Genomic DNA, 14,355 nt, shown 5'->3' with positions numbered 1-14,355 from the left:
TCTCGGCATGCACCACCTGGTTGGTCGTAGTGGACGCCCGAGTGGACGCATTTTCCTTCACGTCATTTGAGGACCACTTTGCGAGACTGGACACGGCCACCCGCGGAACCGCTCACCTACCGCTGGTACGACCGGTTGCTCGACGGACGGCACGGCCGCAGGGACGGCCGCGCCGGGTTCACCGGTGAGACGGGGTGGCTGCGGGCCCTGCGCCAGCTCACCGCCGAGCGGGTCAGCGGCGAACGGGTCGCCGGTGAGCGCGACCTGGCCGAGCTGACCGACCGCAGGGCCGTCGCGGCGAGCCCGATCGAGGCGCTGCGCGACCGCCTGTCCCGGCTGGAGTTGGAGCTCGCCGAGGCGGACAAGGAACCGGACCTCGACGCTCCCGCACGCCTGGCCGACGCCCGCTACTCACCCGAGTTCGCGGAGAACCGCCGCCGCAACGCGCACAGCGCACGCCGCCACGAGATCGAACGGCGCTACTTCGAGGCCCAGCGCACCCTCGGCGAGGCCGTCCAGCTCGTCTCGATGCTCGACCGCGAGATCGAACGGCTGGAGGAGGTCGTCCGGCTGCGCGCCGACATGGTCCGCGCGCACGGCTCCCGCCGCATCGCCTGCTACTGGCAGCACTTCGCCCGCGCGCACCGCGACCACGCCAAGAAGGCCGGCGAGACACCGCCGCGAGATCCCGATCTGCCGTGGGACGACGAGGGAGGACGGGACCTGTGAGCAAACCGGAGGAGCCGGTGTCGCTGGTGTTCACGCCGTCGTCGCTGGACGAGGCCGCCGCGCGCGCCGAGATCGAGCAGCACGCCGAGAGCCTGCGGCACTCGGTCGACGAGGCCGTGGGACACCCGCTCGACAACCTGATCAACGCGTGGGCGGACAAGTGGGTGGCCGACGTCGAGGCCGAGCACGCCCTCTACCTGGCTCGCGTCGAGGCGCCGCTCGGCACGGCGAACACCCGGCTGAACGAGCTGGACGTGGTCCGGCAGCAGGACTCGAGGCGGCTCGACGAGACCAACCAGGCGCGCATCGCCGCCGTGAGCGCGCTCGACGGGGAGAAGCCGCTGCTCGGCGGCCGCCCGAAGTCGATCTACCTGCACCTGATCGCCCTGGTCTGCGCCGCGGCCGCCGACGTCGCCGCGTTCATCCAGGTGGTGAACCTCCTCGGCAGGCAGCGCCAGTCGGTGACGGTCCTGCTCGTCATCGGGTTCACCTCGCTGGTGGTCTACCTCGCGCACGTCGCGGGCACGCTCCTCAAGGAGAGGAAGTGGAAGTCGGGGGCCGTCAGCCTGGCCGTCTGGGCGTCGATGGGACTGCTGGCGGCGTGGGTGCGGCTGATCGCACCGCCCCCGGCGACCGCGACGATCCAGCTGTCACTCGACGCCGCGCCCGCTGACTCGGGCGGCGCGACCACACAGTTCGCGTTCGCTGGAGCGGCGCTCTTCCTCGCGTTGTACCTCGGTAGCGGTCTCGCGGCGGGCCTCGGCGCCTACCTGACCCACCACCCCGGACGCAGCGCGTTCATCGCCGCTATCGCCGCCTACCGCGGCGCGGTCAAGAAGGTCCGCGCGATCGAACGCCGGCACGGTGCCGCGCGCACGACGTGGCAGGCCCAGATCAGCGCCAGGGACGCCGCCGAGAAGGTCCTCGCGTCGCAGCGGGCCCGCCGGCTCGCCTTCGCGGAGGAGCTCAAGCAGTACACGCGGGTGTTGCTGGCGGGAAAAGCCCGTGACCCGTCGGTCACCGACGCGATCCTCGCCCAGGACCACCGGCCCTACGACTACTCCACCAACGGATCCTCCGGAAGGCACGCATGAACCGCCGCCTGCTCGCCGCACTGACCACCGCGCTCCTCGCCGGGTCGCTGGCCGCGTGCGACTCCCAGACCGCCGTCCCCGCCCCGAACTTCACGCCCTGCACCGTGTCGCACGACCAGCCCATGGCGTTCGTCGTCGGGGCGCGTGCGAACGTGCCGAAGCCCGAGGTGCCCGCGGCGGTGAACGACCTGATGACCGGGGTGGCGAGGGCCCACAAGCCGATCACGCTGGTGCGGCTGGACGGCAAGCCGGAGTACGTCTTCGCCGAGGACGCTCCGGCCGCCGCGGAGAACCCCGACACGGACGCAGCGCAGGTGCAGCAGTACCTGAACCGGATGATCACGGCGTTCCGGGAGAAGATCCGCGCCCAGACGCCGGAGGCGAACGTGCTGCGGGCGTTGACGATCGCCTCGCAGAAGGTCGGTCCGGGCGGCACGATCGTGCTGATGGACTCGGGCCTGCAGACGACGGCGCCGTTGCGGTTCGGCGAGGACAACGTGCTGACGGCCGACGCCGCCGAGGTCGCCGCGTTCCTCGCGAAGGAGAAGCAGCTGCCCGACCTGTCCGGCCGGTCCGTGGTGCTGGTCGGGCTCGGCCTGACCGCGCCGCCGCAGCCGGAGCTGGACCCGCGCTGGCAGGGCAACGTGTTCGACGTCTGGAAGTCCGTCGTCGAGGCCGCGGGTGGTTGTGCGGCGAAGGTGCTGCACGGGTCGACCGCGGCCGCCGCCGTCGAGTCGCCCGCCGTCTCGGTCGTGCAACCGCCGAAGCCGGTGGAACCGAAGACGTGCGGCACGGTCGAGCTCGGCGAGGCCGACAACATCTCGTTCAAGCCGGACAGCGCCGAGTTCCGCGACCCGGCCGGCGCGCGGACCACCTTGCAACGTCTCGCGGACACCATGCGCGCCAAGAAGCAGAAGGCAGACCTCATGGGCACCACGGCGAGCGTCGGTCCGCCGGCCGGGCGCGTGGAGCTGTCCGGTCAGCGCGCGGCCGCGGTGAAGTCGGTGCTGGTGGACCTGGGCATCGCCGCCGACACGATCACGACCAGGGGCGTCGGCACGAACTGGCCCGGCCACGTCACCGACCTCGGCCCCGGTGACGTGCTGCTGCCCGGTCCCGCCGCGCAGAACCGCAAGGTCGTCGCCACCCTGACCTGCCTCGAACAGTGACGGCGTTCGCCGCCTGGTGGCACGGCACCCGTGACGGCAGGCTCGGCATCCCGAACCCCGGTGCGCGGTCGACCCCGCACCGGGAGGTCCTGATCCGCGGCGCGCACGAGGCGTTCGAGAAGGAACGCGTCGAGCACGAGGCACTGTCCACAACGGACCGCGAGCACCTGGCGCGACTGCGGACGTTCCGCGTGCACGTCGCCGAACGGCTGGTGCGGGCCGAGGTGGAGCTCGAACGCGCCGGCGTGCCGTTGCCCGAGAAGGCGCTGACGGCACGGCGGCCGGGCGAGGCACACCGGGGTGTCGCCGTGATCAGGCTGCGGCGCGGCCGCGAGCACCTGAAGGCGGTCGCGGCGGCGGAGAGCGTGGTGCGCTCCACCCAAGCCGAGCTCGGACGGTTGGACGCGGAGATCGCGGCAGCCGGGGACCGCATCGACCGGCACCTGACGGTCGCGGCGGTGCGGTGCCGGCGGATCCACCGGCTCACGCACCGGCAGATCGCGGTGTACCTGCGCGCACTGGTGCGGGCGCATCCGCGGGGCTCGGCGGCGCTGGCGGGGATCAACCGGCTCGACCCCGGCCTGCCCGAGTGGATCGACTCCGAACGGGTCCGCCCGGAGTCGCCGGACCCGGCGCCACCACTGCCCACCCCTGAGCCGCAGGGGCCCGACGTGCAGCGATTTCCGTTACGGGACAGGACGTTCATCGGCCGGAGCGAGGCGTGCGAGGTCCGCATCGACGGCTACCAGGTCGCCGAGAAGCACGCGGTCGTCGAGCGCAGGGACGAGCGCTGGGAGCTGCGCGACCTCGGCCACTCCGACGGCACGTTCCAGGGCGGCAGGCCGGTCCGGCGCACCTCGCTCACCGCGTTGTCGGTGTTCGACATCGCGGACCACCGGTTCCAGATCAGCAAGGACGAGCTGGAGCTGATCGTCACCCCGCTCGGCAAGTGCGATCTCGTCGTGAACGACCTGTCCGCGATCAACAAACGCGGAGCCGGCCCTCGGCTCACCGAGATGTCGCTGGTGCAGCGGGAACGCACGGTGCTCGCCGTGCTCGGCCCGTCCGGCGCGGGCAAGAGCTCGCTGTTCTCCGCGTTGCTCGGCGAGCTCGAGACCGGCGGGGACCTGTACTTCGAGGGGCTCGACGTGCGCACGCACCGCGAGCAGCTGCGCAGCCGGCTCGGGTTCGTGCCGCAGGACGACGACATGCACCGCGCGCTGACCGTGGAGTCGTTGCTGCGCTTCGCCGACCGGCTGCGCAGGCCGTCCGACCGCGGTGCCGGCGACGACGTCGTGCTCGACGTGTGCGAACAGCTGCAGCTGACCAAGCACATCGCCAAGCCGGTGCAGAAGCTCTCCGGCGGGCAGCGCAAACGCGTGTCCGTCGCGCTGGAGATGCTCAGCAACCCTCGGCTGCTGATGCTCGACGAGCCGACGTCCGGGCTCGACCCCGGCATGGACCGCGACGTCATGGAGATGCTGTCGCAGTGCGCGGACCGCGGCTGCACGGTCGCGTTGGTGACGCACGCGACCGAGCACCTCCACCTCGCCGACCAGGTGCTCGTGCTCGCGCCGGGAGGACGCCCGGTCTACTGCGGGCCACCGGACGGCGTGCTGCGCTCGCTGGAGGTGGACAGCTACGCGGACCTGATGAAGCTGCTGGAGGGCAAAGAGAACAAGGCGAAGGTCGACCAGCTGGTCGCGGACTACCGCGGGAGTGCCGTGGTCGGACGGGCCGCGCGGGCGGTGCTGGAGGCCAAGGCACGGCAGGAGGAACCGGCACCGGAACGACAGCGGGGCAGGTTCCGCGCGTTCCTGCGCCAGCTGCCGATCCTGGTCGCACGGCAGGTCGTGCTGACGTTCTCCGGGGTCGCGGGGCTGATGCCGTTCGTCATCGCGGGCATCGCGGCGGTGATCGCCGCCGGCGTGTCCGAGAACGACGTGCTGCGCGCCGGCGAACCGGCCAAGACGGCGACGGCCGCGTTGAGCATCCTGGTCACGTTGTGCGTCCTGACCGGCCAGGCGCTGAGCTACAGCAACCTGGTGGAGGAGCACAGGATCATCGTCCGGGAGCACCGCACCGGCACGGTCACCGCCGCCGTGGTGCTGTCGAAGTGGCTGGTGTTCGCGGCCATCGCGGCGGTGCAGGGCGTGATCGCGGCCGGTGTGTTCGTGTTGTGGCGCCACGCACCGGACCACGCCGTGACGGGGATGCCGTCCACGGTGGAGCTCATGTGCGACCTGATGGCGACGAGCATCGCCGCGATGTCGCTCGGCCTGTTCATCTCGGCCTGTTGCAAGGACCTGAAGGCCGCGGTGACCGTCACCTCGCTGGTCGTCGTGGCCCAGGTGGCGCTCAACGGCGTCACCACCGACCTGTCGGACGGCGGGGTGGCCTCGGTCGTGTCCTGGCTGCTGCCGGCCAGATGGGGTCTCGCCGCAGCGGCGTCCACTGTGGACCTGACCGCGATCTCACCGGTGGCGGCGAAGGACGACCTGTGGCAGCACACGAACGGCTGGTGGCTGTTCGACCTCGCCTGCCTGGCCGGGCTCACCGTGGTCTTCACGTGGCTCGCCGTGCTCAGGCTCGACCGAAGGCTACGGTGACCAGTCCTGGATGCGCTGGATCTGCACGTGCACCTCGTCGGCGACGGTGCGGCGCACCCAGACCTGCCGCCGGTACGCGGCTTCGACGGTGATCCCGGCGATCAGGGCGATGGCGGCGAGCACGACCGCGGGCACCCACAGCCTCATCGTGGGCAGCGCCGCCGACGTCATCAGGCCCACGGTCGCCGCGATCCACGCCGTGCCCAGCAGCAGTTGCCACGTCTGGTCCGCCGTGAGCCAGCTCCACCGGTCGCGGGTGCCGTCCCTGGAGAGCACGTCCGCGGCGTTCTCCAGATGCGTGATGTGCCAGCGGACCCGTTCCGGGTCGCCGCCGGCCGCGTGTTTGCGCAGCAGGCGTTCGAGCTCGCGCCGGACGGGGGCGGGTTTCACCGGTTCTTTCAGCCGCACCGGCCAGTGGTCCTCGCGGAACTTCTCGGTCTTGTACTGCTGGAGCACCATGAACAGCAGGTACATGGCCCCGCCGCCGGCGATGAGGACGAACAGCGGGCGCATCTGCGGCTCGACCGGCGAGCTGAAGACGATCGCCACCGAGAACCCCGTGAGCACGATCCCGCCCGGCGCCACCACCAGCAGGTTGTACGTGGTCGGGTCGAAGTCCTGGGCGATCCGCTCGGCCGAGTTGATCGGCTTGCGGCCCAGCGAGACCAGCGCGACCGCGATCATCGCCGCGAGCGGGAGCACGGTGGCGGCGACCGAGATGTAGATGGCTGCGTCACGCGTTTCGGGCGGCAGCAACAGCACCGGCGCGGCGAACGCCACGAGGCCGAGCAGGGCGGTGAGCGGGCCCGCCCACGGTCGGGCCGGCGTCTGGCCGATGGAGGCGCGCCGCCGTGGTTCGTCGGCGATCTTCTCGCAGAGCCGGACGTGCTCGGGGTCGTCGGACGCGCGGTGCGCCTGGAAGTTGGTGAACTCCCTGATGGTGCGGGGGAGGTCGCGCGCCCTGGGCATGGCGACGCCGTCCATCAGCAGCGGGATGATCGTCTTTCCGGCGGCGAGCGCCCACCTGATCTCGTTGTGCACCCAGTCGGTGCCGTCGGTCCTGAGCTCCTCCGCCCAGCCGTCGTGCACCACGACGACGACCACGTCGGACCGGTCGAGGTGGCGGCGCAGCTGGTTGGGGTAACGGCGGCCGTGCCCGATTGTGGCGGAGTCGAGGAAGACGGCGTTGTCGCCGAAGCGGGCGGCGAGCGTCGCGTAGAGCGTTCGGACGAAGGCGATGCGCTCGTCGTGTCGCCGGTAGTTGATGAAGGTGCCGCCCATGTCGAGCGACCGTAGCGGGACGCGCCCGATGCGCGACATGACACCTGGGCGGACCGATGTGGCGATTCCTTGTCATGTAATGGGAAGCAGGTGACTACGCACAATGCCCGGCATGAGCTTGGTCAGGATGCGCTGGCTGAAACCGAGTCTGGTCGCGGTGGCGGTGCTCGTCGTGCTGGCGGCCGTGCTGCAGCTGACGGGCACGCTGTCGCGCTTCTCGCCGTTCGGCGTCGAGACCATTGACCGCAGCCACCCCGCTGTGCTCAAGGAACTGCGCGACCTGAGCCAGTACCACGCGGCGACCGGTGACTACGAGGTCGTGATCGACATCGAGAAGGACACGCCGTGGCTGCCCGACTTCCTCTCCGGCGAACGCACGCTCTTCGTCGGCGCGGGCACCGTCAACGCCTACGTGGACTTCGGCAAGCTCGTCGAGGAGATGCTGATCATCTCGCCCGACGGCAGGACGGTGGAGGTGCGGATCCCCGAACCGGTGCTGGACAAGCCGAACCTCGACAACGAGCGCAGCTACGTCTTCGACCAGAAGCGCGGCCTGCTCGACCGGCTGGGCTCGGTCCTCGACACCAAGAGCCAGCAGGAGTTCTACCTCGCCGCCGAGAAGCGGATCGCCGACGCCGCCGGCAAGTCCGAGCTGCGCGAGCGGGCGACCGAGAACACGAAGTCCATGCTCACCGGATTGCTGCGAGCATTGGGGTTCCAGGTCAAGGTGGTGGAGGCCTCGTGAAGATCGTCCTTGCCGTGCTCGTGCTAGTCCTCGCCGGGTGTGGTGAGGCGGCGAGTCCTGTCGCCCAGCCGCCGGCCGCGTCCACGACCGCGACCTCGTCCGCACCGGCCGGGCCGAAGATGCCGAAGGTCGTGGAGATGCGGCTCGCCGACGCGCGGGAGTTGTTGGAGGCGCAGGGATATCGGGTGGCGCAGGAGGACGGGACGGGCCAGCAGCGGCCGATCCTGGAACCGTTGAACTGGGTGGTCGTCTCCCAGCTGCCCGAGGCCGATGCCGCGGCGCCGAGCGGGACGCAGGTGCAGCTGAAGGTGCGCAAGCCGACCGACACGTCCGTCAGCCAGGAGCCGCCGGTCAAGGGTGCCGTGCCGAACGTCGTGTGCCTCGACCTGCAGAAGGCGCAGGACACGTTGCAGGCGGCGGGTTTCTACCTGCTCGGGTCGGAGGACGCGACGGGGCAGGGCCGGCAGCGGCTCGTCGACCGGAACTGGGTCGTGGTGAGCCAGTCGGAGGCCGCGGGCAGCAAGCCCGATCCCAAGACCAAGATCGTGCTCGGCGCCGTGAAGTTCGGCGAACCGACCGGCGCATCGGGCTGCAAGAGCTGATTTCGCGCGTACTGAACGGCCTCCCGGGTCTCTGACCTGGGAGGCCGTTGTCGTTCGCCACGGACGTACTAGCGGAATAGACAGTACTGCGCAGTGCGTAGTAGTGTTCACGGCGCACCAGTGACACTCCCAAGGACGGGAGTTCGTTTGGTGGCCGAAATGGGCTCCGCCGATTTCGACCACCAAGCCGAGGTGGAGGGGGCCATGGACACCAGTCAACTGCTCAAAGGGGTGCTGGACCTGGCCGTCCTTGCGGTTCTGCGCAAGGACGACGGGTACGGGTACGACGTGGTGCGCAGACTGCGCGCCGGGGGACTGAACGAAGTGGGCGACGCGTCGGTGTACGGCACGCTGCGGCGGCTCTACAACGCGGGGATGCTGACCTCGTACGTGGTGCCGAGCGAAGAGGGGCCGCACCGCAAGTACTACAGCATCAACGAGACCGGGCGGGCGCGCCTGGCTGAGTCGAGGGAGACGTGGAGGTCGTTCGCCAGCACGCTGGACGGCCTGCTCGAGGAGGTCGCAGCATGAACACGCAAGCGCTCGGTGTCGAGCACTACCTGGCTGGGATGCGTGCCGCCCTCGACGACCTGCCGCCCAACGAGGTCGCCGAGATCATGGAGGACGTCGAGGCGCACGTCGCCGAGCTGTCCACCGAGCTCGGCGAGGACGAGACGATCGAGCAGCGGCTCGGGTCGCCCGAGCAGTACGCGCAGGAGCTGAGGCAGGCCGCCGGATACCCGTCGCGGACGGAACGGCTGCCGGTCACGACCAAGGGCAACTGGCTGACCAGGCCTCGTGCCGCCGCGTGGGGGCTCGTGGTCGCCACCGGCGTCACGCTGCTGGCGGGGGCCGCGGCGTTGCGGGAGCCGGCGATCCTGCTGCTGCCGGGCGTGATCCTGGTGCTGAGCCTCGCGCTGGTGCACGACCGCGGGCCGTCGCAGCACGAGATCATGAACCTGCCGGAGACCCAGCGGCTCAAGAAGTGGATGACACCGGAGCAGGGCACGCCGGCGGAACGCGCGCTGACCTACCTCAGGTCGTTGCAGCCCGCGTGGTGGCTGGTGCGGGCGGGCCTGCTCGGGCTCGGGGCCGTGCTGCTCGCCGGCCGCGACATCCTCGGGTTCCTCGTGGTCGCCGCGATCGCGGTGGTCTCGGTGTTCGCCGGGCCGCGCGGCAAGATCGACCGGCGCTGGCTGTGGTTCAGCCTGCCGGCCTCGGCACTGGCCGTGGGGCTGCTCTTCCAGGTCATCGACGTGACGGCGAACCAGCTCGCGTACAACACGTCGCGCTCGTCGTACCCGGCGCCGATGGTCGAGACGTACGACAACATCTACGTGTACGACGAGAACGGCAAGCTGCTCACGAACGTGCTGCTGTACGACCAGGACGGCAGCCCCATCAACGCGCCGCGGAGCTACAACAGCTGCAATGAGCCCGGTAACGGGCCTGAGCCGGTGATTCCTGCTAACCGCTATCCGCGTCCGAAGATCGACTACGAAAACGGCGTCTGTTACACGGTGGCACCGAGCGTGTCCGCTCCGTCATCAACGCCCAGTACGACACCGCCGAGTTCTGGAAGCGCAACTCCGAGCTCGGTGCCACCTACTTCCGTGTCACCCAGCAAGTAATCTCGGAGCGGGACCCGTCGGGGGGTCCCGCTCCTACTTGTTCTGCTGTGGTTCGGCCAGGCCCCGCAAAACCGGCATGGCCGAGCGCAGGTGTTCTCTGTCTTCTGGCGAAAGTTCGGACATTCTTTCACTCAATAGTTCGGCTTCACCGTGAGCGAGCGACAGGATCGTCTCCCTGCCCACTTCGGTGAGCACGACGATGGTCGCCCTGCCGTCGGCGGCGTCAGGCTCGCGACGGACAAGTCCGGTGGACTCCAAGCTGGTCACGACGGTTGTAGCGGTCGGCTGAGAACACAGCGCGCGCACGGCGATCTCGCCGATGCGCATCGGGCCGTGGGCGCTCAGTTCTGACAGCACCAATAACTGGGTGGGTTGCAAACGGCGGGCCGGAGCGGCCTGCCGAAGACTTCGCACCAGCCGGTGCACGGCCACCACGAGCTGAAGTGCCTCGTGGTTGGTGACGGTGGTGGGCATGTGTTTCTCCGCGCGCATGTGATTGTCCGAATTCGGACACGAACCCTGGCACTTTCCCTCATTCACGCTCCGCGCGCTATCCGCCAACTGCCGATAACCCATTCGGCCGTTGTGGTGACGCGGGGTGTCACGGCGCGCGTCCAGCACACTTAAATGTGCTGGTAAACGGCGTAAAAAGCGCAGCGACGCTCACTCGAACGGGCGCCGGGCTGAAGCATGATTCAACGAGACAGATCTCCTGTCAGAACTGTGGGAAGGCGCACTCGTATAGCCGTGTGGCGCAGCGCATACCGCCGAACGGTCCATGTCCGGCCGGTGCAGACTGGTCCGGTGAGTCCGAAACCCAGACGTGGAGAGCTTCGCATCCACCTCGGCGCCGCTCCCGGTGTCGGCAAGACGTTCGCCATGCTCGGCGAGGCGCACCGCAGGCGGGAACGCGGCACCGACGTCGTCGTCGGATTTGTCGAGAGCCACGGCCGGGTGAAGACCGCTGAACTGGTCGAAGGCCTGGAAATCGTCACGCGCAGGTACTCCGCGCACCGCGGCGTCGAACTCACCGAGATGGACGTGGACGCCGTGCTGGCCCGCGCGCCGCAGGTCGCCGTTGTCGACGAACTGGCGCACACGAACGCGCCGGGATCCCGTAATGCAAAGAGGTGGCAGGACGTCGAGGAACTCCTCGAAGCGGGGATTGATGTGCTGTCGACAGTCAACATTCAGCATCTGGAATCGCTCAACGACGTCGTCCACCGCATAACCGGGGTGCCGCAGAAGGAAACTGTGCCGGACGAGGTCGTGCGCAAAGCGAACCAGATTCAGCTCGTCGACCTCACCCCGGAAGCGCTGCGCCGCCGGCTCGCGCACGGTGACGTCTATGCCGCGAACAAGATCGACGCGGCCCTCGGCAACTACTTCCGCGTCGGAAACCTCACCGCGCTGCGCGAGCTCGCGTTGCTGTGGGTCGCCGACCAGGTCGACGTCGCGTTGCTGCGCTACCGGACCGAACAGCAGATCACCGACACGTGGGAGACGCGCGAACGTGTCGTCGTCGCGATCACCGGTGGTGCGGAGAGCGAGACGCTCGTCCGTCGCGCGCGCCGCATCGCCACGCGCGCGGGTGGTGACCTTCTCGTCGTGCACGTGCTTCGGGGCGATGGCCTCGCGGGCGCCGATCCGCACGCATTGCAGAAGTACCGCACGCTCGCCGAGGACGTCGGTGCCACGTTCCACACAGTTGTCGGCGATGACGTGCCCACGGCGCTGCTGGAGTTCTCACGCGGCGTCAACGCCACACAGCTCGTGGTCGGCACATCACGCCGTTCGCGGCTCGCGCGCGTGTTCTCCGCCGGTATCGGCTCCACGGTCGTGCAGGAGTCCGGTGCGATCGACGTGCACATGGTCACGCACCCGGCGACGACCAGCGGCTGGCGCGCCCGGTTCGCGGGCAGTCCGCTCAAGCCGGGCAGGCTCGCGTGGGGCTGGTTCCTCGCGGTGGCCGGTCCCGCGCTGGTCACGGCGGCCGGGGCGTCGTTGCGCAGCGGCCTGAACTTCTCCACGAACGTCATCGGCTACCTGCTGGTGACGCTCGTCGTGGCCATGGTCGGCGGGCTCGGGCCCGCGATCGCCGCCGCGCTGGTCAACGCGTTGCTGCTGAACTTCTTCTTCACCGAGCCCATCTACACGTTCACCATCGACGCGCAGCAGAACGTGCTCACCTTCTTCGCGATGATCATCGTGGGTGTATCTACGGCGCTGGTGGTGGACCACGCCGCGCGCCGTGCGGCCCAGGCAGCGCGCGCTCGCACCGAGGCCACGCTCCTTGCGTCGTACGCGCGCACCGTGCTGACGAACCCACATCCGCTCGCACGGCTGCTGGAGAAGGTGAAGGAGAACTTCGGCCTCACGTCCGTCGCACTGTTAGAACGCGTTGACGGCTCGTGGGAGCGCGTCGCGTGTGTCGGCATCGGCCCGTGCGATGAGCCCGACGACGCGGACGTCGACATCGCCGTGACGCCGGAGGTGCACTTGGCGTTGCGGGGCCGCTCGCTGCCCGCGTCCGACCGCCGCGTCCTGGAGGCGGCCGCCGGTCAGGCGTTGCTCGCGCTGAGGCAGCAGCGCATGGCCGAGCAGACCCTCGACGCCCAGCGCCAGGCGTCGCGCACGGAACTGCGGACCGCGCTGCTCTCCGCCGTCGGCCACGACCTGCGCACGCCGCTGACCTCGATCAAGGCGTCCGTCGGCTCGTTGCGCGACCCGGAGCTGCGGCTGTCGGACTCCGACACCGCCGAGCTGCTGGAGGCGGTGGAGGAGTCGGCGGACCGCCTGACCGGCCTGGTCGACAACCTGCTCGACTCCTCCCGTCTGGCCACGGGCGCCGTGTCACCGCAGTTCCGCGCCGTCGACTACTACGAGGCCGTCGCGCGGGCACTGGTCGGCCAGGCAGGCGACATCGAGGTCGACGTCCCGGAGTCGCTGCCACCCGTGCGCGCCGACGTGGGCCTGCTGGAACGAGTGATCGCGAACGTCGCAGGCAACGCCCTGCGCTACGCGGGTGCCGTCGCGTTGCGCGCCTCCGCCCACGGCTCCGAGGTCGAGCTGCGCGTCGTGGACCACGGCCGCGGCCTGCCCAGCGGCACCGCGGAGGAGGTCTTCGCCCCGTTCCAGCGCCTCGGCGACCGCACGCCGGGTGGCGTTGGTCTCGGTCTGAGCGTGGCGAAGGGCTTCACCGAGGCCATGGGAGGCACGATCACCATGGAGGACACACCCGGCGGCGGCCTGACCGTGGTGATCTCCCTGCCCGCCGAGGAGAGGGTCGCGTGACAAAAGTACTGGTGGTCGACGACGAGCCGCAGATCGTGCGCGCCCTGCGGATCAACCTCTCGGCCCGCGGCTACGACGTGCTCACGGCCCCCGACGGCGCCACGGCCCTGCGCCTGGCCGCCGACGGCAAGCCGGACGTGGTGGTCCTCGATCTGGGCCTGCCCGACATGGACGGCACAGACGTCATCGCGGGCCTGCGCGGCTGGACCAGCCTGCCGATCATCGTCCTGTCCGCCCGTACCGACTCGACGGACAAGGTCGACGCCCTCGACGCCGGCGCCGACGACTACGTGACGAAGCCGTTCGGCATGGACGAGCTCCTCGCCCGCCTGCGCGCCGCCGTCCGCCGCTCGACCGCCGCCGGTCCCGAGGACGAGCCGATCGTGAAGACCGCCTCGTTCACCGTGGACCTGGCGGCGAAGCGAGTGCTGAAGGACGGCGCCGAGGTGCACCTCACGCCCACCGAGTGGGGTCTGCTGGAGGTGCTGGCGCGCAACGCCGGGAAGCTCGTCGCGCAGAAGCAGCTGCTGCGGGACGTGTGGGGCCCCGCGTACGAGAAGGAGACGCACTACCTGCGGGTCTACCTGGCGCAGCTGCGGCGGAAGCTGGAGCCGGAGCCCGCGCGGCCGCGGCACCTGCTGACCGAGCCCGGCATGGGGTACCGGTTCGAGCTCTAGTTACGGCTTGGTGTCCGGCGGCGGCGTGCTCGAAGGCGTGGACGACGGCGGCGCGGTCGTCGGCGACTCCGAGGACGGAGGCGTCGAGGCCGGCGGCTCCGTGTGCGGTGGCGGGGTGCTCTGCGGCTGCGTCTGCGTCGGCTGGGCTGGCTCGGTCGTCGGCTGCGGCTGGTCCGGCGTGCCCTGCTTCGGCTGCTCCTGCGGGCGGGCGGCCTGCTTGCGGTCCGGTGCGGACGCCGGCTTCGGGGCGCCGGACGACACCGTGACCACTACGGTGCTGGTGCTGCCGTCCGGCGCGACGCTCGTGATGGTCTGCACGACGTCGGCCGCCGTGCGTTCCGGGCTCGCCTCGCGGCCGGACGCGGCGAGCATGGACGCCACGGTCGCGAACAGGGTCGCCACGACCACTCCGCCCGCGGCCAGCAGCACTGCCGTGCCCACGCGCTTCTTCGGCTGGGCAGGCTCGGTCGGTGACTGCGGATGATCTTCCTCGAACACCACTCGCTCCTCGGGGGAAACCCGGT

Annotated in this window: 13 protein-coding genes; 10 read left to right on the top strand and 3 right to left on the bottom strand. The window is 70.1% G+C overall.

The features are described 5' to 3' along the window. Positions 1 to 78: 78 nt before the first annotated feature. The 4 genes from ACSHWB_RS06265 to ACSHWB_RS06250 are packed head-to-tail and all read left to right on the top strand — an operon-like array spanning position 79 to position 5,601. Positions 79 to 729: a hypothetical protein gene (locus tag ACSHWB_RS06265; protein ID WP_439661135.1), complete on the top strand. Its 651-nt coding sequence runs from the start codon at positions 79 to 81 to the stop codon at positions 727 to 729. Then, complete coding sequence (locus ACSHWB_RS06260) at positions 726 to 1,823, top strand: hypothetical protein (RefSeq protein WP_439661134.1); 1,098 nt, start codon at positions 726 to 728, stop codon at positions 1,821 to 1,823. The genes ACSHWB_RS06265 and ACSHWB_RS06260 overlap by 4 nt, the downstream gene beginning before the upstream one ends. Beyond that, the gene (locus tag ACSHWB_RS06255) at positions 1,820 to 2,992 is read left to right on the top strand and encodes an OmpA family protein (RefSeq protein ID WP_439661133.1); all 1,173 of its coding nucleotides are present in this window, start codon (positions 1,820 to 1,822) and stop codon (positions 2,990 to 2,992) included. Before ACSHWB_RS06260 ends, ACSHWB_RS06255 begins: the two co-directional genes overlap by 4 nt. Next, positions 2,989 to 5,601 carry an ATP-binding cassette domain-containing protein gene (locus ACSHWB_RS06250; RefSeq protein WP_439661132.1) on the top strand — a complete coding sequence of 871 codons (2,613 nt, stop codon included), beginning with the start codon at positions 2,989 to 2,991 and terminating at the stop codon, positions 5,599 to 5,601. Before ACSHWB_RS06255 ends, ACSHWB_RS06250 begins: the two co-directional genes overlap by 4 nt. On the opposite strand, the gene ACSHWB_RS06245 is transcribed toward ACSHWB_RS06250, so the two are convergent. Next, positions 5,593 to 6,882: a TIR domain-containing protein gene (locus ACSHWB_RS06245; protein WP_439661131.1), complete on the bottom strand. Its 1,290-nt coding sequence runs from the start codon at positions 6,880 to 6,882 to the stop codon at positions 5,593 to 5,595. The two genes, ACSHWB_RS06250 and ACSHWB_RS06245, sit on opposite strands and share 9 nt — an antisense overlap. A 112-nt stretch (positions 6,883 to 6,994) precedes the next feature. On the opposite strand from ACSHWB_RS06245, the gene ACSHWB_RS06240 reads away from it, so the two are divergent. The 4 genes from ACSHWB_RS06240 to ACSHWB_RS06225 all read left to right on the top strand — a co-directional run bounded on the left by ACSHWB_RS06240 (position 6,995) and on the right by ACSHWB_RS06225 (position 9,860). After that, on the top strand, positions 6,995 to 7,627 hold the full coding sequence (locus ACSHWB_RS06240) for a DUF4230 domain-containing protein (protein ID WP_439661130.1): 633 nt from the start codon (positions 6,995 to 6,997) through the stop codon (positions 7,625 to 7,627). Then, a complete protein-coding gene (locus ACSHWB_RS06235; RefSeq protein WP_439661129.1) occupies positions 7,624 to 8,229 on the top strand; it encodes a PASTA domain-containing protein in 606 nt (201 codons plus the stop codon). Before ACSHWB_RS06240 ends, ACSHWB_RS06235 begins: the two co-directional genes overlap by 4 nt. Positions 8,230 to 8,433: 204 nt before the next feature. Next, on the top strand, positions 8,434 to 8,760 hold the full coding sequence (locus ACSHWB_RS06230; RefSeq protein WP_089917641.1) for a PadR family transcriptional regulator: 327 nt from the start codon (positions 8,434 to 8,436) through the stop codon (positions 8,758 to 8,760). Then, positions 8,757 to 9,860 carry a DUF1700 domain-containing protein gene (locus tag ACSHWB_RS06225; RefSeq protein ID WP_439661128.1) on the top strand — a complete coding sequence of 368 codons (1,104 nt, stop codon included), beginning with the start codon at positions 8,757 to 8,759 and terminating at the stop codon, positions 9,858 to 9,860. The genes ACSHWB_RS06230 and ACSHWB_RS06225 overlap by 4 nt, the downstream gene beginning before the upstream one ends. A gap of 33 nt (positions 9,861 to 9,893) precedes the next feature. On the opposite strand, the gene ACSHWB_RS06220 is transcribed toward ACSHWB_RS06225, so the two are convergent. Next, positions 9,894 to 10,334 (bottom strand): MarR family winged helix-turn-helix transcriptional regulator, encoded by a 441-nt coding sequence (locus ACSHWB_RS06220; RefSeq protein ID WP_319977601.1) that lies wholly within the window; start codon positions 10,332 to 10,334, stop codon positions 9,894 to 9,896. A 330-nt stretch (positions 10,335 to 10,664) separates the two neighbouring features. Between ACSHWB_RS06220 and ACSHWB_RS06215 the strand changes: the two genes are divergently transcribed. Both ACSHWB_RS06215 and ACSHWB_RS06210 read left to right on the top strand, forming a co-directional pair. Then, complete coding sequence (locus ACSHWB_RS06215; RefSeq protein WP_439661127.1) at positions 10,665 to 13,154, top strand: DUF4118 domain-containing protein; 2,490 nt, start codon at positions 10,665 to 10,667, stop codon at positions 13,152 to 13,154. Continuing rightward, positions 13,151 to 13,831: a response regulator gene (locus tag ACSHWB_RS06210; RefSeq protein ID WP_439661126.1), complete on the top strand. Its 681-nt coding sequence runs from the start codon at positions 13,151 to 13,153 to the stop codon at positions 13,829 to 13,831. Before ACSHWB_RS06215 ends, ACSHWB_RS06210 begins: the two co-directional genes overlap by 4 nt. Here ACSHWB_RS06210 and ACSHWB_RS06205 read toward each other — a convergent pair whose 3' ends face one another. Beyond that, complete coding sequence (locus tag ACSHWB_RS06205; protein ID WP_439661125.1) at positions 13,832 to 14,329, bottom strand: hypothetical protein; 498 nt, start codon at positions 14,327 to 14,329, stop codon at positions 13,832 to 13,834. Positions 14,330 to 14,355: the final 26 nt, after the last annotated feature.

The organism is Lentzea sp. HUAS TT2 (assembly GCF_051853195.1).
GTDB lineage: Bacteria > Actinomycetota > Actinomycetes > Mycobacteriales > Pseudonocardiaceae > Lentzea.
Note: the sequence above shows the minus strand (reverse complement) of the source record. Positions and strands in the feature narration are given on the sequence as shown.

What these genes read in the sequence shown, in the direction of transcription:
- ACSHWB_RS06225 (WP_439661128.1), top strand. Translation starts at nt 8,757, where the DNA reads ATGAACACGCAAGCGCTCGGTGTCGAGCACTACCTGGCTGGGATGCGT.
- ACSHWB_RS06230 (WP_089917641.1), top strand. Translation starts at nt 8,434, where the DNA reads ATGGACACCAGTCAACTGCTCAAAGGGGTGCTGGACCTGGCCGTCCTT.
- ACSHWB_RS06245 (WP_439661131.1), bottom strand. Translation starts at nt 6,882, where the DNA reads ATGGGCGGCACCTTCATCAACTACCGGCGACACGACGAGCGCATCGCC.
- ACSHWB_RS06220 (WP_319977601.1), bottom strand. Translation starts at nt 10,334, where the DNA reads ATGCCCACCACCGTCACCAACCACGAGGCACTTCAGCTCGTGGTGGCC.
- ACSHWB_RS06240 (WP_439661130.1), top strand. Translation starts at nt 6,995, where the DNA reads ATGAGCTTGGTCAGGATGCGCTGGCTGAAACCGAGTCTGGTCGCGGTG.
- ACSHWB_RS06255 (WP_439661133.1), top strand. Translation starts at nt 1,820, where the DNA reads ATGAACCGCCGCCTGCTCGCCGCACTGACCACCGCGCTCCTCGCCGGG.